The organism is Streptomyces canus (genome assembly GCF_001514145.1).
In the GTDB taxonomy this organism is placed as follows: Bacteria; Actinomycetota; Actinomycetes; order Streptomycetales; family Streptomycetaceae; genus Streptomyces; species Streptomyces canus.
Genome location: NZ_KQ948659.1, coordinates 151461 through 175974 on the forward strand (window position 1 = coordinate 151461; position 24514 = coordinate 175974).

The following is a 24514-nucleotide window of genomic DNA, read 5'->3' on the forward strand; positions in this document are numbered from 1 at the left end:
TGAAGTTGCTGTGGTCGAGAGGGTGGGTCGACCGGGCCCGACGGCCGACCCTATTTCGTGTCCGAGCACGGGCCCCGATCGGGGCCTTCACCCCTGTCGGCGACCACCCGGGACGAGCCTACGCTCGGGTCGGCCGAGCGTACCTCCGGCTGCGGCACACGAGATCATCCCTGGGTACGCCGTCGCACTGTCTGGAGCCCGTCCGTTGAAGCGCCCTCTCCTGCTCGTCGTCCTGTTCCTCCTGGTGACGGGATGCTCGACCACCCCCGACTCCACCCCCGACTCCGCGTCCGGCGACGCCCGTTGGCGGCCCCGCCCCGGCGTCGCCTGGCAGTGGCAGCTGACCGGCCGTGTCGACACGTCCGTTGACGTGCCGGTGTACGACATCGACGGTTTCGACCAGTCCGAGGCGGTGGTGTCGTCCCTGCACCGCAAGGGCCGCAAGGTCATCTGCTACCTCTCCACCGGCGCATGGGAGGACTGGCGCCCCGACGCCGACAGGTTCCCCGAGTCGGTGATCGGGCGCGGCAACGGCTGGAAGGGGGAGCGCTGGCTCGACATCCGCGCCACGGACGCCCTGGAACCCCTGATGGCGGACCGCCTCGACATGTGCCGCGAGAAGGGCTTCGACGCGGTGGAACCGGACAACATGGACGGCTACAAGAACCGCTCGGGCTTCAAACTGACGGCGGGGGACCAGCTCCGCTACAACCGTCTGATCGCCGACATGGCCCACGACCGCGGACTGTCGGTCGGCCTGAAGAACGACCTCGACCAGATCCCGGAGCTGGTGGGGGACTTCGACTTCGCGGTCAACGAGCAGTGCGCGCAGTACGCCGAGTGCGCGGACATGGAGCCGTTCGTCAAGGCGGACAAGGCGGTCTTCCACGTCGAGTACGAACTGCCCACCAGCCGCTTCTGCGCCGAGTCCCGGCGGCTGAAGCTGAGTTCGATGCTGAAGAAGTACGAGCTCGGGGTGTGGCGCGAGGCCTGTTAGACGTTCACCGACAGGATCACCAGTGCCGTCGTCGCCGCCGTCTCCGCCAGCCCTCCGAACACGTCCCCGGTCACTCCGCCGAAGCGGCGCGTGCAGTGCCGCAGGAGAAGCTCGGCCGCTGCCACGGCGGCGGCGACCGCCAGGACCGTGCGGACGATGTCGTACGACCCGAGGAGCGCCCCCGCTCCGGCCGCCCCCAGCGTCACCGCGACGGCCACCGGTATCGCGCCTCGTACCGGGACCACCCCCGCCACCGCGGCCCCCAGCCCCTCCGGCCTGGCCGGCGGGACCCCGGCGCGGGCCGCCAGCGTCAGGACCAGGCGCGCGGCCGTCGCCGAGACCACGGCCGCCGTCGCACCCCGCGCCCACGAGTCGCCGTACAGCTGCGACAGCGCGGCCACCTGGGCGAGCAGCACGAAGACGAGGGTGATCACTCCGAACGGTCCGATGTCGGACTGCTTCATGATCCGCAGGGCGTCCTCGGCGGGCTTGCCGCTGCCCAGGCCGTCGGCGGTGTCCGCGAGGCCGTCGAGGTGCAGACCCCGTGTGAGGACCGCCGGTACGGCGACGGTGGCAACCGCGGCGAGCAGTGCGGAGGAGCCCAGGGCCAGGAGCAGGAGGCCCAGCGCGGCCGACACGGCCCCCAGTGCCAGCCCGACCAGCGGAGCGCACAGCATGCCGCCGCGTGCCGCCTCCCGGTCCCAGCGGGTCACCTTCACCGGGAGCACGCTGAGCGTGCCGAAGGCGAAGCGGAGGCCGTCGAGCGGGGGCGGGGTCATGGACACGTCGGCAGGGTAGCCCGGACGCCGTGGCCGCCGGGCGGCCCACCCCCGCCGGTCGGAGACTGGGGACATGGGTCACTGGCTGGAGCGCAACATCGTGGAACCGGGCAAGCTGCCGCTGCTCCTCGCCCTGACCGCGTTCGTCCTGACCTTCGTGATCACGCGGGTCATCACCCGGCTCATCCGGGCGGGCAAGGGTCCCTTCGGCAACGTCAGCACCGGAGGGGTGCACATCCACCACGTGGTGCCCGGAGTCGTCCTCACCGTCGTCGGCGGCTTCGGCGCGGTCACGAGCGGGCGGCACGGTTTCGTGGCGGGGCTGTGCGCGGTCGTCTTCGGCATGGGCGCGGGTCTGGTGCTGGACGAGTTCGCGCTGATCCTGCATCTCGACGACGTCTACTGGACCGAGGAGGGCCGCAAGAGCGTCGAGGTCGTGGTCCTCACCGCGGCGCTGGTCGGCCTGATGCTCGCGGGGTTCTCGCCGTTCGGTGTCAACGACGTGACGCAGGAGGAGGCCCAGGACCGCGGCGGCGTGATCACCAGCGTGGTGGTCAACTTCGTCTTCGCGATGCTGGTCCTGTTCAAGGGCAAGACCCGGATGGCGATCTTCAGCGTGATCGTCCCGCTCGTCGGCCTGATCGGTGTCATCCGCCTGGCCCGCCCGGGTTCCCCCTGGGCCCGCCGCTTCTACCGCAGCCGCCCGCGCGCCCGCGCCCGGGCCACCCTGCGCGCCTACCACCGCGACAAGCGCTGGTCGGGCCCCCGCCGGAGGTTCCAGGACCTGATCGGCGGCAAACCGGACCCGACGCCGTCGCTGGAACGCCGCTGACGCGCCGCGGGGATCTTGGTCAGGGCGCGGGGCGGTCGGCGTCAATGCCGGGTTCCGGAGCCCGGGGCCCGAGGACGCATGGGCTGCGCGGGGAGAACCCTGGCCGGGGGCGATCGGGCCGTGGCTCGCCGAGGCGCGGGCGCACGGGTCGCTTCCGGCGGGATCGGCGCGGGTGAGGACGCGGGACGTGGTCCGCGTCGGTGCTCGTCTCAGGGCTCGCCGGGCGGCAGCCCCGACCCGGCCTCTTCCCTCGCACGCCGCCGGCGTGCCGTCGAGATCGCACACAGCGCCAGCATCGCCGCGATCGCCGCGAGGTGTTCCCTGCCGGCGAGGTTCTCCTTCACCAGCACCTCCGCCACCATCGCCGCGATGACGGCGCCCGCGGTGACCCGGGCGCCGTAGCGCAGGCCGAGGAAGACGGCGAGGCCCACCACGGCCGCCGACGGGCCGGTGTCGACGACGTGCGCGTCCGAGGCGGACAGGCCGAGCGGGCTGTCGGGGCCCAGCCAGACACCCACGCGGGCGTACAGCGTTCCGGCGAGCGTGGCCGCGTAGGCCAGAGCGAGCGTCCGCCACCGGCCCAGACAGATCTCGGCGATCCCGAACACGAACAGGATCTGCGCCAGCGCGCCCCACACCGGCAGGTCCAGGGCCGGCACGAACAGGGAGAGGGGAGTGCGGAGCAGAGCGAGCCACAGCGGGTCCGCGGCGCGTACGGCACCGACGTCCTGGACGACGTCATAACCCCACGACTGGTTGTGCACGAAGTGCAGGGCAGCCGTCAGACCGACGGCCGTCAACGCCAGGGGGACCGCCCGCCACGTCCGCCGCAGCAGCGGTCCGCGCACGGTGACGTACAGCGGCCCCCACTCCGCGCGGGCCCAGCGGGCGAGCGTCTTCATCCCATCGTCCTCATCTGTGCGTGCTCAGGTGCTCCCGCCGCCGCAGCCACCCCGGCAGTCCCGGCACCTCCAGGAACCCCTCCGCGCGGGCCGAGGCGATGCCGATGCGCGGCAGGTCCGCGCTCTTCTCGAAGAGGAGGAACCGCGGCTCCCAGATGGGCCGGTACTTGGCGTTGGCCCGGTACAGGGACTCGATCTGCCACCAGCGCGAGAAGAAGCTGAGCAGCGACCGCCACAGCCGCAGCACCGGCCCGGCACCAAGGCGTGCACCACGTTCGAAGACCGAACGGAACATGGCGAAGTTGAGCGAAACCTGGGTGATCTGAATCTCCTGGGCGCGATTCAGCAGCTCGATGACCATGAACTCCATGAGTCCGTTGTCCGCGTCGCGGTCCCGGCGCATGAGGTCGAGGGACAGCCCGTGCGGCCCCCACGGCACGAAGGAGAGCACCGCCTTCAGCTCACCGTCGCCGGCCCTGCACTCCAGCGCGACGCACCGGCCGTCCTCCGGATCCCCGAGCCGCCCCAGCGCCATGCTGAACCCGCGCTCGGTGGCACCGTCCCGCCAGTCGTCCGCACGCCGTACGAGAGCCGCCATCTCCTCGGCGGGGATGTCCTCGTGGCGCCGGATCCGTACCGTGTACCCGGCCCGCTTGACCCGGTTGTAGGCCTGCCGGACGGTCCGCATCGCCCGCCCCTCCAGCGTGAACTCGGCGACCTCGACGATCGCCTCGTCGCCCAGCTCCAGCGCGTTCAGGCCGTGCCGCGCGTACACCGTCCCCGCGTCCTCGCCCGCGCCCATCACCGCCGGCAGCCACCCGTGCGCCCGCGCTTCGGCGAGCCACGGCTCGATCGCCCCCGGCCAGGCCTCCGGGTCGCCGATCGGATCGCCGGAGGCCAGCGAGACCCCGCTGACGACCCGGTAGGTCACGGCCGCCTTCCCGGTCGGTGACCAGACGACGCTCTTCTCCCTGCGCAGCGCGAAGTACCCGAGCGAGTCCCGCTCGCCGTGCCGCTCCAGCAGCTCCCTGAGGCGCCGCTCGTCGTCCTCGGTGAGCGGGTCGACCGCACGCCGGGAGCGGAAGGCGGCGTAGAGGACGGCGAGGACGAGGATCGTGCTGAGCACGTTGATGACGACGTTGACCCAGTTCGGCGTCAGGATCCCGTCGAAGCGGGAGTCGTCGGCGGCGACGGAGACCAGCCGCAGTGTGCCGTACCACCACCGCTCCCCGAAGGACGAGGACCTCGAGGCCTTGTTGGTGGCGGTCACCAGCAGCGCGGCCAGCAACGAGGACACGAGCAGTCCGCCCACGGCCACGGCGGCGGCGAGCCGCGGATTGGACCGGTCACCCTTGGCGTAGAACTCCCGCCGGCCGACGAGCAGCGCGGCGACGAACGCGGCCGTGAGGCCGAGCGAGATCCAGTTCTGCGCGTACCGACGGATCTCCGGGAACGCCATCGCGAAGAGGAACAGCGCGAGGAACGCCCCCGACAGCACCAGGTTCAGGATCCACGCCGCGCGCTTGCGCCGCCGCATGGTGATGGCGAGGAAGGCCGTGAACACCCCGGAGGCGAAGCCCGCCGTCAGCAGATACGGCGTGAAGAAGTCCTCCTGGTTGTGCCGCCGCACGTCCTGCCCCAGCGAGACCCACACCGCGCTGAGGAAGTTGACGAACGCGACGACCCGCAGATACCAGACGGCGAATCCGGCGGCCCGCCGCGAGGCGGTGGTGGACCGGCGGACCTTCCGAACAGGTGCAACTCGGACATCTCCCATGAAGGGCGATCATGCCCCTTGCGCCGGTGATTCCCTCGCAAGGGCACCCACCTGTCCGGGACTACTCCTCCTCGGACACCTTCTCCGGCTCCTCCTCGGAAACCGCGGGCCTCTCCGGCAGCTCGGCGGCCAGCGCAGCCGCGGCCTGCACCAGCGGCAGTGCCAGCAGTCCGCCCGCACCCTCCCCGACAGTCACACCATGGTCGAGCAGCGGTTCCAGGGCCATCCGGTCCAGCGCCTTCGTCTGTCCCGGCTCACCGCTGTTCTGCCCGGCCAGCCACCAGTCCGGCGCCCGGAACGCGATCCGCTGACCCACCAGCGCACAGGCGGCCACGACCACCCCGTCCAGCACGACGGGCAGTTTGCGCACCGCGCTCTGCAGGAGAAAGCCCGTGATCGCGGCGAGGTCGGCCCCGCCGACGGCCGCCAGCAACTGCAACTGGTCCCCGAGCACCGGCCGCGCCCGCCGCAGCGCGTCCCGGATCGCCGCGCACTTGCGCATCCAGGCCAAATCGTCGATCCCGGTCCCGCCCCGCCCGGTCACGACGGACGCGTCGGTCCCGCACAGCGCCGCGACCAGCACCCCGGCCACCGTGGTCCCGCCCACACTCACATCGCCGAGCACCACGAGATCGGTACCGGAGTCGGCCTCCTCGTCGGCCACCGCGATCCCGGCCCGGAAGGCGGCCTCCGCCTCCTCGAGGGTCAACGCGTCCTCGACATCGATTCGACCGCTCCCGCGCCGCACCCGATGCCGTACGACATCCTCCGGCAGCTCGGCCGGATCGCAGTCCAGCGCCATGTCGACGACCCGCACCGGCACACCCAGCCGCCGCGCGAGGATCGACACCGGACGGCCGCCCTCCAGGACCTCCCGCACCAGCTCCGAGGCGCTGCCGGCGGCCCGCCCCGAGACGCCCAGTTCGGCGATCCCGTGGTCACCGGCGAACAGCACGACGCGCGGCCGCTCGACCGGCCGTACCGGTACGGCCGACTGCGCCGCTGCCAGCCACTCACCCAGGTCGTCGAGGCGGCCCAGCGCCCCGGGCGGCACGATCTGACGCTCCCGGCGCGCCTCGGCGTCGCGACGCACCCCGCCGTCGGGGCGCTCGATCAGATCGGTGAAGTCGTCGAGATTAAGCGAGCTCATTCGCCGAACAGTACCGGCCCTGATCGAACACGGGGGCGCCACGTGGCCACGACGTCGTTGCACCCGGGATCGGGATCCCATACGTTCCGATTTGCAGCGAATTGCCGTACGTTCCCGGGAGGCCTCATGCCCGCACCGACCGCCCCGTCCGTACGGCGTCTTCGCTCCACCGCCCGCGCGATACTGCGGTTCCCCGAACCGGAGAGCTGGCTGGACGTGGAGACGGGGGACGCGGACTTCCCGGAGGCAGCGAGAAGGTTCTTCCCCTACACGGCCTTCGACGGCCTGGACCTCAGTCACCGCGTCCTGCACGCCCAGGCGGTCGAACGCCTGGAGGAAGGCCACCTCGGCCGGCTGACGGACCCGCAGATCACCGCCCGTCTCCGCGCCCGCTACGACGTGGTCAGCCTGCTGAACCAGCGGCCCCGCACCAAGGACTTCCAGGCCGCCCTCGCCGTCCTGCGCCCCGGCGGCCACCTCCTCGTGGAATGCCAGGACGACCCCCGCGCCGAGTTGGAGTCGCAGGGCTGCACGATCGTGACCACGGCCCGCAGATCCGCGCACATCCCGGGCCGCGTGACGACCCGCCTGTCCCCGAGGGCGATCGGGCCGCTGGCCTTCGCCGCGAGAGCGCTGGACCACACCCTGGCCCTCCTCCTCGCCGGCACCCGCTTCGCGAAGGCGTACCGGGTGATCGCCCGCAAGGACCGTGAAGGCACCGCCACCTCAGCCCCGTAGCACCATCGCCTGCCCCGCCACCACCAGCACCACCTGCTCGCACTCGCCCGCGAACGCCGCGTTCAGCCGCCCCAGTTCGTCCCGGTACCGGCGCCCGGACGCGGTGGCCGGCACGATCCCCGACCCCACCTCATTGGACACGGCCACCACGGTCCGCCGCGCACCCCGCACCGCCTCCGTCAACTCCCGTACCCGTGCTCGCAGTTCGCGCTCCCCGCCGTCGGCCCACTCCGCGTCGTCCCACGCTCCCACGGCGTCCATCGCGTCCGTCAGCCACAGCGACAGACAGTCGATCAGCAGCGGCGCCCCGTCGTCCTTCAGCAGCGGCACCAGATCGCACGTCTCGGTGGTACGCCACGACCCGGGCCGCCGCTCCCGATGCGCGAAGACCCGGGAGGCCCACTCGGTGTCCCCGTTCCGCGACCCGCCGGTCGCCACGTACAGCACCTCGGGGAAGGCCTCCAGCCGCCGCTCGGCCTCCACCGACTTCCCGGACCGCGCCCCGCCCAGCACCAGCGTCCGCCGCGGCACATCCGGTACGTCCTCGTAGACCCCGACGGCCAGCGTCGTCCCGTCGGGCACGGCCCGCGCCCCCGCCGCGGCGAGCCGCCGCCGCAACTCGGCCCCCGGTGGCACGTCATGATCGATATGCACGGCGACGACATCCGTGGTGGGCCCGACAGCGCCCACGGCCCGCAGCCGGGCCAGCGCGTCCGGCCGCCGTACGACATCGACGAGCACCATGTCGTACGACTCGACGGCCCCCTCCTCCAGCCCGGCGGGCGAACCCCCCGGCGGCAGATACAGCGCCCGCTGCCCGGCGGGTCCGGTGACGGCGTACCCGGTCCCCGGCGCGTCCATCGCCACGGCCCGCACCCGATGGCCCGTCAGCAACGTCAACTCCCGTCCGTCCGGCACCCGCCCCGGCTGCGGAAGCCCGGCGGGCACCTCGACGGGGGGTCCGTCGTGGGGGTGCGACAGCAGAACCTGCCGTACGCCACCGAGCGAGTGCCCGACGCGGGCGGCCGCGAAGGCGGCACCGGGGGTGAGATCGAGCAGCAGGGTCTCGTCGACGAGGACGGCGGTGGCACCCCGCGCGTCCGCCCCGACGGCGACCGCGCAGGCGGCACAGGGACAGCCGGGGCGGGGAAGGCCGTTGGGGGCACCGGTACCGAGCAGAGTGAGTTCCACGGAAACGATTCTCGCCGGTACCCGTTGATCTTGCGCGAGCAACCCCCACAGGCCCGCGGCCGACGAACTACCGCTTAGGGTGCTCTTCGTAACGGATCAAACACGGGAGGCTCGCATGGCGACATGGACCTGGCGATTCGAGAAGGCCGACGGCGCGGAGACCCAGCCCGCCGTGGAGCCGGAGGAGTTCACCACCCAGGGAGACGCCGAGTCCTGGCTCGGTGAGTACTGGAAGGCCCTGCTCGCGGGCGGCGCGGAACAGGTACGGCTGTTCGAGGACGCCACGGAGATCTACGGTCCGATGAGCCTGCGCGCGGCCGAGGAGGCCTGACCCCGACGGGCGAGGGTGCCATGGCCCCCTCGCCCCCCTCCGCACAGCGACGGAGCGCTCAGCCCCGCACTCCGCACAGGTGCAGCAGCGCGGCGACCCCTCGATACGGATCCGTCCGCCCGGCCCGCTCCTCGCAGGCCAGCAGCGCCTCCACATCGGCCGGCGCCTCGGTCCCGTCCGACGCCGTGTCCGTGAACACCCGCACGCCGTACCAGGCCTGGAGCGGTGCCCCGATGCCGGCGAGGGTCGCGGTCAGCGTGCTCAGCCGGTCGGCCCGCACATCGAGCCCCAGCCGGTTGCGGTACGCGGTGGTGTCGAAGGCGCCCAGCGCTCCGGCCCAGTCCCCGGCGAGCCCCGGCCGCATCGCCAGCGCGTCACCGTTGCGCACGAGCAACGACAGCAGCCCGCCCGGTGCCAGCATCCGCGCCAGCCCCGCGAGAAGCGGATCCGGCTCCTCGACGTACATGAGCACACCGTGGCACAGCACCACGTCGAAGCTGCCCGGCAGGAAGTGCACCCCGGTGTCCCGGCCGTCGCCCTCGATGATCCGCATCCGCTCCCGGATGCCCTCGGGCTCGGCGGACAGGGCCTCCCGGGCCGCCGCGACCATCGTGGAGTCCTGTTCGAGCCCGGTCACCTGATGCCCGGCCCGGGCCAGCCGCAGCGCCTGGGTGCCCTGGCCCATGCCCACGTCGAGCACCCGCAGCCGCTGCCCGACGGGGTACCGCTGGACAATCTGCTCGTCGAGCTGCCGGGCCACCAGCTCCTGTCGTACGACATTCCGCAGCCCGCCCAGCTTGTTCAGCCAGGCATCCGCCGCGCCCCCGGAGAAAGACGTCGTACTCAGGGCCGCTCTCCGCGCTTGACCTGCGGCTTCGGCAGCCGGAGGCGACGCATCTGGAGGGAGCGCATCAGGGCGTAGGCGACCGCGCCCTTGCGGTTCTGGTCCGGGAAGCGCTCGGCGAGCCGCTTCTTCAGACGGAAACCGGTGAGGATGGAGTCGAGCACGATGAGCACGATCACGACGAGCCACAGCAGCAGCGCGATGCTCTGCAGCGCGCCCACCCGCACCAGGCTCAGCACGAGGATGACCACGGCCATCGGCAGGAAGAACTCCGCCACGTTGAACCGCGCGTCGATGGTGTCGCGGGCGAACTTGCGCACCGGGCCCTTGTCCCGCGCGGGCAGATACCGCTCGTCGCCGCCGGCCAGCGCCTGGCGCTGCCTCTCCAGCGCGCTGCGGCGCTCCTCGCGCTGGCGCTTGGCGGCGTCCTTGCGGGTCAACGACGTATTGGCGACGCTGCGGCGCTGGGACTGGGCCTCACTGCGCTTCGGCGTGGGCCGGCCCTTGGGGGCCTGCGGGTCGCGGGGCTGCTTGGAGTCGGTCAGCTGCGCCTTGTCGGCGACGGCGGCCTTCTCTTCCTTGGTGGCACGGCTACGGAACACAAAACCCAAGGGTAAGGGGTGTCCGGGGTTGGACCCCAGCCCGGTGGGGAACGATCCGGCAACACCAGTCGTCATGTAGGGGGACAGAGGGGACGTCCGGTGATCGGTTGCTCACCCTGAAGGTCACCTACTCCTTACGCCGGAGCAGGGGATTGGTCAGTCGTCCTTGGGGATGAGCGCATCCGTCCCGGAACAGTGCGTCAATGGATGCAGGGCCCGTACTGTGGGTTCTGTCGCAGAGCTGGAGCTGGAAGTCCGTCAGAAGGGGGCGCGCGAAGCCCATGAGCGGTGTCATGAAGCGTATGGGGATGATCTTCCGCGCGAAGGCGAACAAGGCCCTTGACCGGGCCGAGGACCCGCGCGAAACCCTCGATTACTCGTATCAGAAGCAGCTGGAGCTGCTCCAGAAGGTGCGCCGGGGCGTGGCCGATGTGGCCACCTCCCGCAAGCGCCTGGAACTCCAGCTCAACCAGCTGCAGTCCCAGTCGGGCAAGCTGGAGGACCAGGGCCGCAAAGCCCTCGCACTGGGCCGTGAGGACCTGGCCCGCGAGGCGCTCTCGCGCCGGGCCGCTCTCCAGCAGCAGGTGACCGACCTCGAGACCCAGCACTCCACGCTCCAGGGCGAGGAGGAGAAGCTCACCCTTGCGGCCCAGCGCCTCCAGGCCAAGGTGGACGCCTTCCGCACCAAGAAGGAGACCATCAAGGCGACGTACACCGCGGCCCAGGCCCAGACCCGTATCGGTGAGGCGTTCTCCGGCATCTCCGAGGAGATGGGCGACGTCGGCCTGGCGATTCAGCGGGCCGAGGACAAGACGGCACAGCTCCAGGCCCGGGCCGGCGCGATCGACGAACTGCTCGCCTCAGGCGTCCTGGACGACCAGTCCGGCATGCACAAGGACGACATCCAGGCCGAGCTGGACCGGCTCTCCGGTGGTACGGATGTAGAGCTGGAACTGCAGCGCATGAAGGCGGAGCTGGCGGGAGGCTCGTCGTCGCAGCAGGCCATCGAGGGCGGCACCGGCCAGTCGCAGTCCCAGCAGCAGCCGCAGGACACCCCACGCTTCGACAAGCAGTAGGGCCCACGCCGAGGAGGGCGACATGATCGTACGGATCATGGGGGAGGGGCAGGTGAGGCTGGCCGAGAGCCACCTCGCCGACCTGAACAAGCTGGACGACGAGCTGCTCACCGAGATGGAGAACGGCGACGGCCCGGGTTTCCGACGCACTCTCCAAGCCCTCCTCACCAGGGTCCGCGAACTGGGCGAGCCGCTCCCGGACGACTCCCTGGAACCCTCGGAACTGATCCTCCCGTCCCCGGACGCCACCCTGGAGGAGGTCCGGGACCTGCTCAGCGACGACGGCCTCATCCCGGGATGACCGGGCGCACGGCGCGCTCCCGGGGACGACGGTCACCGCGTCCCCGGCCCGGCCACCCGGGACGTACAGGTAGCCTCCGTTCCGCCCCCGCCAGGGCACCCGTACCGTTGCGGACGTGAGCACTCTCCAGCGCGCCAGACAGCAGCTCAAAGCGCACCCCCTGGCCCTGGACGCCGTCCTCGCGGCGGGCGTCCTCGCCTGCATGATGGCCGGCTCCTTCGTCGAGCCCCATGAGAAGGACGCCGTCAGCTGGAGCCTGCGCACCCCGGCCCCCCTCAGCCTCGTGCTCATGGTCCTCGCAGCTCTGGCCCTGGTCTTCCGCCGCCGGGCCCCGCTCACGGTCCTCGCCCTCACCGGCACCGCCTCCATCATCGAGTGCGTCACCGGCGATCCCCGGGCCCCGGTCGCCATGGCCGCCGTCATCGCCCTGTTCACGGTCGCCTCCACCACCGACCGCCCCACCACCTTGCGGGCCGGCCTGCTCACCATGACCGTGCTGACGGGCGCCGCGATGCTTGCCGGGCCGCTGCCCTGGTACGCCCAGGAGAACCTCGGCATCTTCGCCTGGACCGGGATCGGCGCCACCGCGGGCGACGCCGTCCGCAGCCGCCGCGCCTTCGTCCAGGCCATAAGAGAGCGCGCGGAGAAGGCCGAGCGCACCCGCGAGGAGGAGGCCCGCCGCCGCGTCGCCGAAGAACGCCTGCGTATCGCCCGCGACCTGCACGACGTCGTCGCCCACCACATCGCCCTGGTCAACGTCCAGGCCGGAGTCGCCGCGCACGTCATGGACAAGCGCCCCGACCAGGCCAAGGAAGCCCTCGCCCACGTCCGCGAGGCCAGCCGCTCCGCGCTCAACGAACTCCGCGCCACCGTCGGCCTGCTGAGACAGTCCGGCGACCCCGAGGCCCCCACCGAGCCCGCCCCCGGGCTCGCCCGCCTCGACGAACTCGTCGGCACCTTCCGCAGCGCGGGCCTCCATGTCGAGGTCGCCCGCGCCGACCACGGCACCACCCTCCCCGCCGCCGTCGACCTGGCCGCCTACCGGGTCATCCAGGAAGCCCTCACCAACGTCCAGAAGCACGCCGGCACGGAGGCCAAGGCCGAGGTCAGCGTCGTACGCGTCGGCCCCAACGTGGAGATCACCGTCCTCGACAACGGCGCCGGCGAGGACGACGACCCCGACAGCGGCGGCGGCCACGGCCTCCTCGGCATGCGCGAGCGGGTCACCGCCCTGCGCGGCACCCTCACCACCGGTCCCCGCTACGGCGGCGGTTTCCGCGTCCATGCGATCCTGCCGGTCAAGACCCGCACCCCGGCCGCCGGCGGCGCCGTATGACCCCCACCCCTGCCACGGGAGAGCCCGTATGACGATCCGTGTCCTGCTCGCCGACGACCAGGCACTGCTGCGCAGCGCGTTCCGTGTGCTAGTCGACTCGGAGCCGGACATGGAGGTGGTCGGCGAGGCGTCCGACGGCGCCGAGGCGGTCCGGCTGACCAGGAAGGAGCGTGCCGACGTCGTCCTCATGGACATCCGGATGCCCGGCACGGACGGCCTCGCGGCCACCCGCATGATCAGCGAGGACCCCAGCCTCGCCCATGTCCGCGTGGTCATCCTGACCACCTTCGAGGTCGACGACTACGTCGTGCAGTCCCTGCGGGCCGGTGCCTCCGGCTTCCTCGGCAAGGGCAGCGAACCCGAGGAACTCCTCAGCGCCATCCGGGTCGCGGCCGGCGGCGAGGCCCTGCTCTCCCCGGCCGCCACCAAGGGGCTGATCGCCCGCTTCCTCGCCCAGGGCGACGCGGACGACAACGACCCGGTGCGCTCCGAACGCCTGGCCGCCCTCACCGTCCGCGAGCGCGAGGTCCTCGTCCAGGTCGCCGGTGGTCACTCCAACGACGAGATCGCCGAGCGCCTCGAGGTCAGCCCGCTCACCGTCAAGACCCACGTCAACCGGGCCATGGCCAAGCTGGGCGCCCGGGACCGGGCCCAGCTCGTGGTGATCGCGTACGAGTCGGGGCTGGTACGGCCGAGGGTGGACTGACCCGACGGGGGCCGTCGACGTGGGCCGCGAAAGAATCCCCGCGGTGATGTCGAGAACCCGTGCCCCGCTCCGTCCCCGTGGTGAGAGCGGCCAGAATGGGCCGCAACGGGACCGAGGAGAGACACCATGGCCAAGTACCTGCTGCTGAAGCACTACCGCGGCGCTCCGGCTCCGGCCAACGACGTGCCCATGGAGCAGTGGACGCCTGAGGAGATCTCGGCGCACGTGCAGTACATGCGGGACTTCGCGGACCGGCTGGTGAAGACCGGGGAGTACGTCGACGGGCAGGCGCTCGCTCCCGAGGGGACGTGGGTGCGGTACGACGGCGAGGGGCGCCCGCCCGTCACCGACGGGCCGTTCGCCGAGACCAAGGACCTCATCGCCGGCTGGATGGTGATCGACGTCGACAGCTACGAGCGGGCCGTCGAGCTGGCCGGGGAGCTGTCGGCCGCCCCCGGGGCGGGCGGGAAGCCGATCCACGAGTGGCTGGAGCTGCGCCCGTTCTACGCGGCGTCACCCACCGACCCGGAGTGCCACCCCGGTGGATGAGGTGCTGCTCAGAAGCCTCACGCCGAGCGTGCTCACCGTCCTCGTCCGCCGCGGCGCCGACTTCGCGGCGGCCGAGGACGCCGTCCAGGACGCGCTCGTCGAGGCCGTCCGGGTCTGGCCGGCCGACCCGCCGCGGGACGCGAAGGGCTGGCTGGTCACCGTGGCCTGGCGCAAGTTCCTCGACGCGACCCGCTCGGACACCGCTCGCCGCCGCCGTGAGGACCGTATCGAGGAGGAACCGGCGCCCGGACCCGCGCCCGCCGTGGACGACACGCTCCAGCTCTACTTCCTGTGCGCCCACCCCTCGCTCACCCCGTCCTCCGCCGTCGCCCTCACCCTGCGCGCCGTCGGCGGACTCACCACCCGCCAGATCGCCCAGGCCTACCTCGTGCCCGAGGCGACCATGGCGCAGCGCATCAGCCGGGCCAAGCGGACCGTCTCCGGGGTCCGCTTCGACCAGCCCGGCGATGTGGCCACCGTGCTCCGCGTCCTCTACCTGGTCTTCAACGAGGGCTACTCCGGCGACGTCGACCTCGCCGCCGAGGCCATCCGGCTCACCCGGCAGCTCGCCACCGCCATCGACCACCCCGAGGTCGCCGGGCTGCTCGCCCTCATGCTGCTCCACCACGCCCGCCGCGCCTCCCGCACCGCTCCCGACGGCGGTCTGGTGCCGCTCGCCGAACAGGACCGCACCCGCTGGGACACCGTGGCGATCGCCGAGGGCGTCCGGATCCTGCAGGCCGCCCTCGCCCGCGACCGGCTGGGCGAGTTCCAGGCCCAGGCCGCGATCGCCGCCCTGCACGCCGACGCACCCACCGCCGGGGAGACCGACTGGGTGCAGATCGTCGAGTGGTACGACGAGCTCGCCCGCCTCACCGACAGCCCCGTCGTCCGCCTCAACCGCGCGGTCGCCGTGGGCGAGGCGGACGGCCCCCGCGCGGGCCTGGCCGCCCTGGCCGCGATCGAGGACTCGCTGCCCCGGCACACCGCGGTCGCCGCCTACCTCCACGAACGCGACGGCGACCTGACCACCGCGGCCCGTCTGTACGCGGAAGCCGCACACCGGGCACCCAACCTCGCCGAACGCGACTACCTGACCCGTCGGGCCGCCCGGCTCAACACCCGCCGCGAGCGCTGATGTCCACAGGGGGCGAAGCCCGTCCCTTGGTTTACATATGCTGGCCCTCGAACTGCCGTACACGGGAGAGGGATTCGGGCGTGCCACTGCACAAGGACGACCCGAAGTCGGTCGGCGGGTACAGACTGGTCGACCGGCTCGGCACCGGTGGCATGGGCATCGTCTACCGGGGCAGGGCGCGCTCCGGGCGCGAGGTCGCGGTGAAGGTCGTGCACGCCCAGTACGCCGAGGACAAGGTCTTCCGCGCCCGCTTCCGTCAGGAGATCGAGTCCGTCCGCAAGGTGAGCGGCGCCTTCACCGCCCCGGTCGTGGACGCGGACCCCGAGGCGGTACGGCCCTGGATGGCCACCCAGTACGTACCCGGCCGCTCCCTCGCCGACCGGATCCGCGAGCGGGGCGCGCTGAAGGACACCGAACTGCGGCAGCTGGCCCTCGGGCTGGTGGAGGCGCTGCGGGACATCCACCGGGCCGGGGTCGTGCACCGAGACCTCAAGCCGGCCAACGTGCTGCTGGCCCCGGACGGGCCCCGGGTCATCGACTTCGGCATCTCCCGCGCGGCCGAGAACCACAACACCCTCACCGAGACCGGGCAGATGATCGGCACCCCGCCCTTCATGTCCCCGGAGCAGTTCACCGACGCCCGCACGGTCGGCCCCGCCTCCGACGTCTTCTCACTCGGCGCGCTGCTGGTGTTCTCGGCGACCGGACGCGGGCCGTTCGACGCCGACAGCCCCTATCTGACGGCCTTCCGGGTCGTCCACGAGTCCCCCGTCCTCGACGGCGTGGCCCAGCCGCTGCGCGCGATCCTGGAGCGCTGTCTGACCAAGGAGGCCGCGGACCGCCCCGAACTCGACGCGCTGGCGAAGGAGTTCGCGGACGTCCTGCCCGAGGCGGACCGCACGGCACCGGACACCGTGACGCTCCGCCGGGACGCTCTGCGCCGCGTCGAGGAGACGTACGCCGAGGCCGCGCCGGCGGCGCTCACCCGCACCGGGCGGGTCCGCCGGATCCGCCGCCCCCTGCTCGCCGTGACCGGTACCGTCTGCGCGCTGGCCCTGGGCGTGCTCGGGTACATCCGGTTCGGGCCGGGATTCGGGGACGGTCCGCAGGTGGCGGGCGCCTCCTCGTCCGCGGACTCCCGCTGGGCGGCCGTGCCGTCCGGCTGGCAGCCCTGGCAGACGACGGTGCACGAGACGGCGGCCCGGGGCGAGGTCCAAGCGCTGGGAAAGGACCGCGGATCCCCGGGCGACGCCACCTGCCGGAGGTACCAGGACGCGGTCTACTGCGCGGGCAACGACATCCTTCCGGTGCGCCTGGACGGCCGTACGGGAAAGACCGTCTGGCGCTCCTCGCTCGCGTCCGCCGACTCCGGCGAGACCGGGCTGAACGAATTCACGCTTCTCGGCGTACGCGACGGCGCGGTGATCGTCCGGCAGGTCGTCTACCCGGACGACGGCGGGGACGGCACGGTCACCGCCGTCGCCCTCGACACGGACAGCGGCGAGCGGCTGTGGTCCCGCAAGGTGAACGACACCAGCGTCGACCTGGCCGTGTCCGGCGACCTCGTCCTGACCACCGACCCGAGCGGCCGACTGGTGACGGCCCGCGATCCGCGCACCGGCGACGACCGCTGGACCGCACAGATGCCCGCCGGCAACTACTGCATGTTCCCGACGGCCGGCTCCGCCCTGTACGCGCAATGCTTTCCGGGTGACGAGACGCGGGCCGCCGCGGTCCTGGAGCTGAACCGGACCGACGGCTCGGTCGTCCGGCGCCTGAAGACGCCGTACCAGAGCGGCCTGCTCGGTGTCGCCGACGGCCGGCTGGCTTTCGTGATCGGGGGCAGCACGGGCCCGGCGCGTCCCGAGGACCTGACGTTCGGCAAGATCCTGCTGGTCGACCCGGACACCGGCGCCGGCACCACGACGAAGCTGGCGAAGGACTACGAGGGCTCGGTGACCCTGGCCGCCGACACCCTGTGGATCACCGGGGCCAACGGCCAGGTGACCGCCGTGTCCCCGCTGACCGGCAGACAGCTGTGGCAGACCCGGACCGGTGCCGAGGGCTCGGGCCAGCCCGTGTACGACGCCCGCACCGGCACGCTGTACCTCGTCAGCACCAGCGGCCGGGTCGCGGCCCTGGACGCCCGCAAGGGCACCCTGCTGTGGGAGACGGGCGCGCACGCCGAGCAGCTCGCGAGCGGTGACGTGATCAAGTCCGAGGTGCTGCCGTACGGTGGCGCGCTGATCGCGAGCACCCCGGACGGCACCGTCTTCAGCCTCGACCCGGCCCACCCCGAGCGGAACCCGGGGTGAGCCCGCGGGGGCAGGGGACTACGGCAGCGCCAGCATCCGCTCCAGCGCCAGCTTCGCGAACGCCTCCGTTTCCTTGTCGACCTCGATCCGGTTGACGAGCTTGCCCTCGGCCAGCGACTCCAGGGTCCAGACCAGGTGGGGCAGGTCGATGCGGTTCATGGTCGAGCAGAAGCAGACCGTCTTGTCGAGGAAGACGATCTCCTTGCCCTCGGGGGCGAAACGGTTCGCGAGCCGGCGTACGAGATTGAGCTCCGTGCCGATGGCCCACTTCGAGCCGGCCGGGGCCGCTTCCAGCGCCTTGATGATGTACTCGGTCGAGCCGACGTAGTCCGCCGCGGCCACGACCTCGTGCTTGCACTCGGGGTGCACGAGGACGTTCACGCCGGGGATCCGGGCGCGGACGTCCTCCACCGAGTCCAGCGAGAAGCGGCCGTGCACCGAGCAGTGGCCGCGCCACAGGATCATCTTCGCGTCGCGCAGCTGCTCGGCGGTCAGGCCGCCGTTCGGCTTGTGCGGGTTGTAGAGGACGCAGTCCTCCAGCGTCATCCCCATGTCCCGCACGGCGGTGTTGCGGCCGAGATGCTGGTCGGGCAGGAACAGCACCTTCTCGCCCTGCTCGAAGGCCCACTCGAGAGCCTTCTTGGCGTTGGACGACGTGCAGATGGTGCCGCCGTGCTTGCCCGTGAACGCCTTGATGTCCGCCGAGGAGTTCATGTAGGACACCGGCACGACCTGCTCGGCTATGCCGGCCTCGGTGAGCACGTCCCAGCACTCGGCGACCTGCTCGGCCGTCGCCATGTCGGCCATGGAGCAGCCGGCGGCGAGGTCGGGGAGGACCACCTTCTGGTCGTCGGACGTGAGGATGTCCGCCGACTCGGCCATGAAGTGCACACCGCAGAACACGATGTACTCGGCCTCCGGGCGCGCGGCCGCGTCCCGGGCCAGTTTGAACGAGTCACCCGTGACGTCGGCGAACTGGATGACCTCGTCACGCTGGTAGTGGTGGCCGAGGACGAACACCTTGTCCCCGAGTTTCTCCTTGGCCGCGCGGGCGCGCTCGACCAGGTCGGGGTCGGAGGGCGAGGGCAGGTCGCCGGGACACTCGACGCCCCGCTCGCTCCTCGGGTCGGCCTCGCGGCCGAGCAGCAACAGGGCGAGCGGAGTCGGCTGTACGTCGAGCTCCGTGGTCTGGGCGGTGGTCACGACACGCACCCTTTCTACTTTTCGTCGAACTGACGCTATCTATCATAACCCGGTTCACGTCACTTTGACGATGGCTATAGCGTCGATGTGACGTGAATCCCGGTCCTCCGGAAGAGGGGTGGTTCGCGGGCCGCTGTTCGCTTCGTCGCGGGTGTGCGAGCATGAAGAGGACAGGCGAAAAGACAAGTTGCTCGGCCCGGAATGAATCCGCGGCCCCGGCGGTTGCAATCGTCGGTAAGCAGTCTCCGTACAACCCGGGAGAGATGTAGATGTCCGTATCGGACGAGACCGGCACCGTCACCGACGGCATCATCCTGTCCGACGCCGCCGCGGCGAAGGTCAAGGCCCTGCTCGACCAGGAAGGCCGTGACGACCTGGCCCTGCGCGTCGCCGTTCAGCCCGGCGGCTGCTCCGGCCTGCGTTACCAGCTCTTCTTCGACGAGCGTTCCCTCGACGGGGACGTCGTCAAGGACTTCGGTGGCGTCAAGGTCGTCACCGACCGCATGAGCGCCCCGTACCTGGGCGGCGCGTCCATCGACTTCGTGGACACCATCGAGAAGCAGGGCTTCACGATCGACAACCCGAACGCGACCGGCTCCTGCGCCTGCGGCGACTCGTTCAGCTAAGCCTCGGGTTCGACCAAGGCTCGAGCGACAGAAGGCGGCGGCCCCCTCCGACGGGGCCGCCGCCTTCTCGTATCTCCAGGGCTACCGGGCCCCGGAGGTCTCCGGCAGCCGTGCCCCCGCCTTCTTCAGCGGGATCTCCTTGCCGTCCGAGCCCACGACCTTGCGGTCACCGAGTGGCTCGTTCAGCGGCACGGTCTTCTGAATCTCCTTGGCGATCATGATGCAGACCTTGTCCGGCCACGGCGTATAGGTCACCTTGGCCGTCACCTCGCCCGAGGTCTCGCTCGCCGTCGCCGCGTAGTCCCCGCACACCCCGCCCGTGAAGCTCAGCGTCAGCTCGTCGCCCTCGGCCGAGTAGCCGTCCACCTTGACGTCGCGCGTCTTCGGCGCGGAGGTCGGCTGGTCCGAGGGTGCCGTGGGTGTGGCGGGTGACGTGGGTGTCGCCGTCGCCGGGGAGGCGATGTACGTCGGGTCGACCGCCGGATACGTCACCGTGAAGGCGTCCTTCGCGCCCGTCGCCCGCACCTCGAACAGCCAGGACGGCACGAGCGCCTGCCTGCCGGCCACAAGATGCGACGCCAGCCCGAACACCGCCTTCTCGACGGTGAGCGTGTTCCTCGCGGGGCTCGCCGTCGACTCCCCGCAGGGCGCCTCCAACCGGTCCTTGAGCGGTACGGGACTGGCGCAGCCGCCGATCCCCATGCGGTGGCCGGTCGCGGGCACCTCGTTCAGCAGGCCCAGCGTCTTCTCGGCGCTCAGCACGGGATACGTGTCGCTCTTCACCGGCGCCTTCAACTGGCCGGTGCCGCCGACCACTTCACCCTGACCGTTCACGGTGACGCCGGTCGTCCAGCCGTACGTGGGCAACCCGCCCACGACCGGATCGGCGTTCACGACCCGCTGGGCGCCCATGACCTGGCTCGCGTCCAGCTTCGCGCCGTCCTGACCCGCCGCCTTCAGTACCGGCGCGGCGGCCTTCTCCGCGACCGCCACGCTCACCGGAGATCCGGTGGGGGTCTGCTCGGCTCCGCACACGGTGGCGCTGTCACAGTTGTCGATGACGCGGGAGTAGCGCTGGAACGTCCACGCGCCCGGCGCCTGCCGGTTCACCTGGAGGCTCGGCCCGGACCCGTCCTTGGTCCCGACCCGCCAGACCTGCCCCTGCGCCACCGGCGTCCCGTCGACCCCGAGCGCTTCGGCGAGCCGCACCACGTCGTCCTCGGTGACCTGCCCCTGGGTCCGGTAGACCGGCGCCGAGCGGGGCCCCGCCGGGAGGCTGCCGTCGACGCGGTAGGTCGTGCCGTACGGATTCGGCTCCCCGGGCGCGATCCCGTTCCCCGCACCACCGCTCACGCGGTAACCGTCGAGTGCGAGGGGCGGGGGAGTGTCGTCCCCCGACGCACCGGAGGCCGCGCCGTCGCCGGACCCTCCGGAGGTACTGGCGGCGAGATACGCCCCACCGCCCCCGACCAGCAGGACGGCAGCGGCGACGGCGGCGATGACGACGGGGGAGCGGTGCCGACCGGAACGGGGGGCGTCGGGGTCGGGGAGGGCGGCAACGGCGGGAACGTGATCGTGGTCGGAGTCCGCCCCGGAGCCGGCGGTATCGGGGGTAGGGGGCTGAGGCTGATCGAGATCGGTGTCCAGGCCCACAGGCTCGTCCGGGCCGGCAGAGGTGTCGGGTGCCGGAAGCCTGCCGAGGCCGGTGCGGCTGGGAGCCGCCGAGCTCTCGCCATCGGTGGGAGCCCGTGCCGTGTCAGCGTCGGCATGGGCGTCGGTGGCCGCGGGGCCGTCCGGCTCGTCGGCGTCGGCGTCGGCTACGGAGCCGGAGGCCGGGGAGCCGTCCGCCGCTTCCTCGGCGTGCTCCGTCGAGCCTCCGGCGGCAGCGGAGGCTTCCTCGGTGCCCTCGGTGCCCTCGGCTCCACCGGCGCTCGTCTCGTCGCCGTGAGCATCGGAACCCCGCGTCTCCTCGGCGCCGAGCGCCCCCGCACCGCGCGCTTCCGCAGAGCTCCCGTCCCCGCCGCCGGAGGCCTCGTCGTTGTCGGGTCGCTCGGTGTTCACCGCATCGCTCCTTCTGCTGCGCAACTGTCCCTCGACCCTGACCCGACCCTGTCAAAAAGGTCGGCAAGCGGGTCGTATCCCGCATCCCCTTTCCGGGGGACGGCGATGGGACGCAGCGGGGGAGCGCGCGGTTCCCTCGAACGCGCCGACGCGAGCGCCGTGGCTCAGTCGCCGTACTCCGACATCGCCTCCAGCAGCCGCGCGGAGCCCTCGGGAACCGTCACGCCGTGGATGAGTGAGGGAGAAACCGGAAGGGAAACGATCCGGTCGGGCGCTGCCCAGTGCGGAGCCATCCGGGCGCAGTCACCGAGCAGCGACGCGAGGCCCCCGTCCAGGTCGGCCGGAGCGGAGACGTACAGCTCAAGGTTGGTCATGACGGCACCGTATGCACGCCGGAGCCCGCGAAGAAAGATCTACTATCGGGTAGTTTTACCTGCTTCACCGTGCCGTCGGCCGCCTCGCAGTACCCCATACGGACCCGATAGCGTGAACCGTCAATACACCCTCCCCCCAGGAGAGCCACGCCGTGCGCATCGCAGTCACCGGCTCCATCGCCACCGACCACCTCATGACCTTCCCCGGCCGCTTCGCCGACCAGTTCGTCGCGGACCAACTGCACACGGTCTCGCTCTCCTTCCTGGTCGACAACCTCGACGTACGCAGGGGAGGCGTCGGCGCGAACATCGCCTTCGGTATGGGCCAGCTCGGCACCAACCCGATCCTCGTCGGCGCCGCGGGCTTCGACTTCGACGAGTACCGTGCCTGGCTGGACCGGCACGGCGTCGACACCGCGTCCGTCCGCATCTCCGAGACCCTGCACACCGCCCGCTTCGTGTGCACCACCGACGCCGACCACAACCAGATCGGCTCCTTCTACACGGGCGCGATGAGCGAGGCCCGCCAGATCGAGCTCAAGACCGTGGCCGACCGGGTCGACGGCCTCGACCTCGTCCTCATCGGCGCCGACGACCCCGAGGCGATGCTCCGCCACACCGAGGAGTGCCGGTCGCGCGGTATCCCCTTCGCCGCGGACTTCTCCCAGCAGATCGCCCGGATGAACGGCGACGAGATCCGGATACTGCTGGACGGCGCCACGTACCTCTTCTCCAACGAGTACGAGAAGGGGCTCATCGAGTCCAAGACGGGCTGGTCCGACGCGGAGATCCTGGCGAAGGTGGGCCACCGGGTCACGACGCTCGGCGCGCAGGGTGTGCGGATCGACCAGGTCGGCGAGGAGCCGATCGTCGTCGGCTGCGCGGAGGAGGAGCGCAAGGCGGACCCCACGGGCGTCGGCGACGCGTTCCGCGCCGGGTTCCTGTCGGGGCTGGCCTGGGGGGTCCCGCTGGAGCGGGCGGCTCAGGTGGGCTGCATGCTGGCGACGCTCGTCATCGAGACCGTGGGAACGCAGGAGTACCGGCTGCGGCGGGGGAACTTCATGGAGCGGTTCACCAAGGCGTACGGGGACGAGGCCGCGGCGGAGGTCCAGGGGCACCTGGGCTGAGTCCCGTCATCAGCTGATCCGGCGGATCACATAGGCCGTTCCGTTTTCCGCCGGTTCCTCTCCTACGTACTCCTGCTCCCGCATCTCGCACCATGCCGGGATGTCCAGGCGGGCCGCCTCGTCGTCCGACAGGACCCGGACGGTCCCGCCCACCGGCACGTCTCCGATCACCTTGGCCAGTTCGATGACCGGGATGGGGCAGCGCTTGCCGAGGGCGTCCACGACAAGTGAGTCCTCCCGCACCACAGCCGAAGGCGTCGGTGCGCCCAGCTTCTCCCGCACCGCCGCCACCGCCCCCGGCAACACCTCCAGGAACCGGTCGACCTCCTCAGAGACCGCCCCGAAGGGCAGCGAAACCCGCACATTCCCCTCACTCAGTACGCCCATCGCCTTCAGTACATGGCTCGGCGTCAGCGTGCTGCTCGTGCAGGACGATCCGGAGGAAACGGAGAACCCCTCCCGGTCCAGCTCGTGCAGCAAGGTCTCTCCGTCGACATAGAGACAGGAGAAGGTGACGATCCCCGGCAGCCGCTTCTCGGGATCGCCCACCACGTCCACGTCCGGCACCAGCCGCGGCACCCGTGCCCGGATCCGCGCCGTCAGCTCCCGCAGCCGTACGGCCTCTTGCGCCGCCTCGGCCCGCACCGCCCGCAGCGAGGCAGCCGCCGCGACGATGGCCGGCAGGTTCTCGAACCCCGGCGCCCGCCCCGACTCCCGCTCGTCGACCGGTCCCTGGGGTGAGAACCGGACACCTTTCCTTACGGCGAGCAGGCCGACCCCCGACGGACCGCCCCATTTGTGCGCGCTGGCCGTCAACAGCGACCACTCGCCCTCGACCGGCCCCCACCCGAGCGACTGCGCCGCGTCCACCAGCAACGGCACCCCCGCCTGACGGCACACGGCGGCCACCTCGGCCACCGGCTGCACGGTCCCCACCTCATGGTTCGCCGACTGGAGACACGCCAGCGCGGTGTCGGGGCGAAGAGCATCGACATACGACTGCGGGCTCACCGCTCCCGTACGGCTCACCGGAACCTCGGTCACCTCGAACAGCTCCGCCGAATGAAGTACCGAGGAGTGTTCGACGGCTGACACGATCAGGTGACGTCCGACCCGACGCCGACCGGCCAGCGCCCCCGCGATCCCGTCATGCACGGCCCGCGTCCCGGAGGACGTGAAGGCCAGTTCGTCAGGCCGGCACCCCACGGCCTCGGCAGCGGCCTCCCGAGCGGCATCCAACAACAGCCGAGCCCGCCGCCCTTCCCGGTACAAGCGAGAGGGATCAGCCCACCCTTCATCCAGAGAGGCCAACAGCGCCTGACGGGCAACGGGATGAAGAGGCGCACTGGAAGCAGCGTCGAAATATGACACACGGCAACGCTAACCTCCCCAGGGGCGCGGGGCTGTATCCGATAGCGGCTCCGCCGCGGGGCGCGACCAGCCACAACGGGCCCGCGGCCGCCAATTCAGCGAACGCCCTACCCAGTAGGCACCCCTCCCGCTGAACCCTCGGAGAGCGTCGGCTAGGGTTTGGTCCGCATAAACATCCAAACCCCTGC

At 71.6% G+C, this 24514-nt stretch carries 24 protein-coding genes; 13 read left to right on the forward strand and 11 right to left on the reverse strand.

Annotated features, from left to right (window positions below; all coding sequences use genetic code 11):
* Positions 1-205: 205 nt before the first annotated feature.
* Positions 206-997 (forward strand): endo alpha-1,4 polygalactosaminidase, encoded by a 792-nt coding sequence (locus tag AQJ46_RS14330; RefSeq protein ID WP_059205977.1) that lies wholly within the window; start codon positions 206-208, stop codon positions 995-997.
* Here the strand turns inward: AQJ46_RS14330 and cobS are convergent.
* Positions 994-1776, reverse strand: coding sequence for an adenosylcobinamide-GDP ribazoletransferase (gene cobS / locus AQJ46_RS14335; protein WP_059205978.1), 783 nt, complete (start codon positions 1774-1776; stop codon positions 994-996). The genes AQJ46_RS14330 and cobS overlap by 4 nt on opposite strands.
* A 73-nt stretch (positions 1777-1849) precedes the next feature.
* Here cobS and AQJ46_RS14340 point away from each other — a divergent pair, with 73 nt between their 5' ends.
* A complete protein-coding gene (locus AQJ46_RS14340) occupies positions 1850-2608 on the forward strand; it encodes a hypothetical protein (protein WP_057611764.1) in 759 nt (252 codons plus the stop codon).
* Positions 2609-2817: 209 nt separating this feature from the next.
* Here AQJ46_RS14340 and AQJ46_RS56535 read toward each other — a convergent pair whose 3' ends face one another.
* The 3 genes from AQJ46_RS56535 to cobT form a co-directional block, all read right to left on the reverse strand.
* The gene (locus AQJ46_RS56535) at positions 2818-3510 is read right to left on the reverse strand and encodes a hypothetical protein (protein WP_059205979.1); all 693 of its coding nucleotides are present in this window, start codon (positions 3508-3510) and stop codon (positions 2818-2820) included.
* A gap of 10 nt (positions 3511-3520) precedes the next feature.
* Positions 3521-5287 (reverse strand): phosphatidylglycerol lysyltransferase domain-containing protein, encoded by a 1767-nt coding sequence (locus AQJ46_RS14350; RefSeq protein WP_059205980.1) that lies wholly within the window; start codon positions 5285-5287, stop codon positions 3521-3523.
* Between the two features lie 61 nt (positions 5288-5348).
* Positions 5349-6437: a nicotinate-nucleotide--dimethylbenzimidazole phosphoribosyltransferase gene (cobT, locus tag AQJ46_RS14355; protein ID WP_059205981.1), complete on the reverse strand. Its 1089-nt coding sequence runs from the start codon at positions 6435-6437 to the stop codon at positions 5349-5351.
* 126 nt (positions 6438-6563) lie between these two features.
* On the opposite strand from cobT, the gene AQJ46_RS14360 reads away from it, so the two are divergent.
* A complete protein-coding gene (locus AQJ46_RS14360) occupies positions 6564-7175 on the forward strand; it encodes a class I SAM-dependent methyltransferase (protein ID WP_318656718.1) in 612 nt (203 codons plus the stop codon).
* Here AQJ46_RS14360 and AQJ46_RS14365 read toward each other — a convergent pair.
* Positions 7164-8366, reverse strand: a complete 1203-nt coding sequence (locus tag AQJ46_RS14365; protein ID WP_059205982.1) for a bifunctional adenosylcobinamide kinase/adenosylcobinamide-phosphate guanylyltransferase — start codon at positions 8364-8366, stop codon at positions 7164-7166. The genes AQJ46_RS14360 and AQJ46_RS14365 overlap by 12 nt on opposite strands.
* 115 nt (positions 8367-8481) lie before the next feature.
* Here AQJ46_RS14365 and AQJ46_RS14370 point away from each other — a divergent pair, with 115 nt between their 5' ends.
* Complete coding sequence (locus AQJ46_RS14370; RefSeq protein WP_057611769.1) at positions 8482-8697, forward strand: hypothetical protein; 216 nt, start codon at positions 8482-8484, stop codon at positions 8695-8697.
* A gap of 58 nt (positions 8698-8755) precedes the next feature.
* Here AQJ46_RS14370 and AQJ46_RS14375 read toward each other — a convergent pair whose 3' ends face one another.
* Together AQJ46_RS14375 and AQJ46_RS14380 are read right to left on the reverse strand one after the other, a co-directional pair.
* Positions 8756-9457, reverse strand: coding sequence for a class I SAM-dependent methyltransferase (locus AQJ46_RS14375; protein ID WP_057611770.1), 702 nt, complete (start codon positions 9455-9457; stop codon positions 8756-8758).
* A gap of 83 nt (positions 9458-9540) precedes the next feature.
* Positions 9541-10218 carry a DUF3043 domain-containing protein gene (locus AQJ46_RS14380; protein WP_007381502.1) on the reverse strand — a complete coding sequence of 226 codons (678 nt, stop codon included), beginning with the start codon at positions 10216-10218 and terminating at the stop codon, positions 9541-9543.
* Positions 10219-10436: 218 nt separating this feature from the next.
* On the opposite strand from AQJ46_RS14380, the gene AQJ46_RS14385 reads away from it, so the two are divergent.
* The 7 genes from AQJ46_RS14385 to AQJ46_RS14415 all read left to right on the forward strand — a co-directional run bounded on the left by AQJ46_RS14385 (position 10437) and on the right by AQJ46_RS14415 (position 17564).
* Positions 10437-11219, forward strand: a complete 783-nt coding sequence (locus AQJ46_RS14385) for a PspA/IM30 family protein (RefSeq protein ID WP_242435893.1) — start codon at positions 10437-10439, stop codon at positions 11217-11219.
* A 22-nt stretch (positions 11220-11241) separates the two neighbouring features.
* Complete coding sequence (gene pspAA / locus AQJ46_RS14390) at positions 11242-11520, forward strand: PspA-associated protein PspAA (protein ID WP_057611772.1); 279 nt, start codon at positions 11242-11244, stop codon at positions 11518-11520.
* Positions 11521-11635: 115 nt separating this feature from the next.
* Positions 11636-12856: a sensor histidine kinase gene (locus tag AQJ46_RS14395; protein ID WP_059205983.1), complete on the forward strand. Its 1221-nt coding sequence runs from the start codon at positions 11636-11638 to the stop codon at positions 12854-12856.
* 28 nt (positions 12857-12884) lie between these two features.
* Complete coding sequence (locus AQJ46_RS14400; protein ID WP_059205984.1) at positions 12885-13562, forward strand: response regulator; 678 nt, start codon at positions 12885-12887, stop codon at positions 13560-13562.
* 126 nt (positions 13563-13688) lie between these two features.
* Positions 13689-14111, forward strand: a complete 423-nt coding sequence (locus AQJ46_RS14405; protein ID WP_059205985.1) for a YciI family protein — start codon at positions 13689-13691, stop codon at positions 14109-14111.
* Positions 14104-15249, forward strand: a complete 1146-nt coding sequence (locus AQJ46_RS14410) for an RNA polymerase sigma factor (RefSeq protein ID WP_059205986.1) — start codon at positions 14104-14106, stop codon at positions 15247-15249. Before AQJ46_RS14405 ends, AQJ46_RS14410 begins: the two co-directional genes overlap by 8 nt.
* 80 nt (positions 15250-15329) lie before the next feature.
* Positions 15330-17564 (forward strand): protein kinase domain-containing protein, encoded by a 2235-nt coding sequence (locus AQJ46_RS14415; RefSeq protein ID WP_059205987.1) that lies wholly within the window; start codon positions 15330-15332, stop codon positions 17562-17564.
* Positions 17565-17582: 18 nt separating this feature from the next.
* Here AQJ46_RS14415 and nadA read toward each other — a convergent pair whose 3' ends face one another.
* Positions 17583-18767, reverse strand: a complete 1185-nt coding sequence (nadA, locus tag AQJ46_RS14420; RefSeq protein WP_057611825.1) for a quinolinate synthase NadA — start codon at positions 18765-18767, stop codon at positions 17583-17585.
* 269 nt (positions 18768-19036) lie between these two features.
* Between nadA and AQJ46_RS14425 the strand changes: the two genes are divergently transcribed.
* Positions 19037-19393, forward strand: coding sequence for an iron-sulfur cluster assembly accessory protein (locus tag AQJ46_RS14425; RefSeq protein WP_020137379.1), 357 nt, complete (start codon positions 19037-19039; stop codon positions 19391-19393).
* A gap of 81 nt (positions 19394-19474) precedes the next feature.
* Here the strand turns inward: AQJ46_RS14425 and AQJ46_RS14430 are convergent, their stop codons facing one another.
* A complete protein-coding gene (locus AQJ46_RS14430) occupies positions 19475-21454 on the reverse strand; it encodes an ICP22 family protein (RefSeq protein ID WP_059205988.1) in 1980 nt (659 codons plus the stop codon).
* Positions 21455-21618: 164 nt separating this feature from the next.
* Positions 21619-21828, reverse strand: a complete 210-nt coding sequence (locus AQJ46_RS14435; RefSeq protein WP_057611779.1) for a hypothetical protein — start codon at positions 21826-21828, stop codon at positions 21619-21621.
* A 152-nt stretch (positions 21829-21980) separates the two neighbouring features.
* On the opposite strand from AQJ46_RS14435, the gene AQJ46_RS14440 reads away from it, so the two are divergent.
* A complete protein-coding gene (locus AQJ46_RS14440) occupies positions 21981-22955 on the forward strand; it encodes a carbohydrate kinase family protein (RefSeq protein WP_059205989.1) in 975 nt (324 codons plus the stop codon).
* Between the two features lie 9 nt (positions 22956-22964).
* On the opposite strand, the gene AQJ46_RS14445 is transcribed toward AQJ46_RS14440, so the two are convergent.
* Entirely contained in the window at positions 22965-24326 is a 1362-nt protein-coding gene (locus AQJ46_RS14445) for a cysteine desulfurase/sulfurtransferase TusA family protein (RefSeq protein ID WP_059205990.1), read from the reverse strand.
* Positions 24327-24514 lie beyond the last annotated feature (188 nt).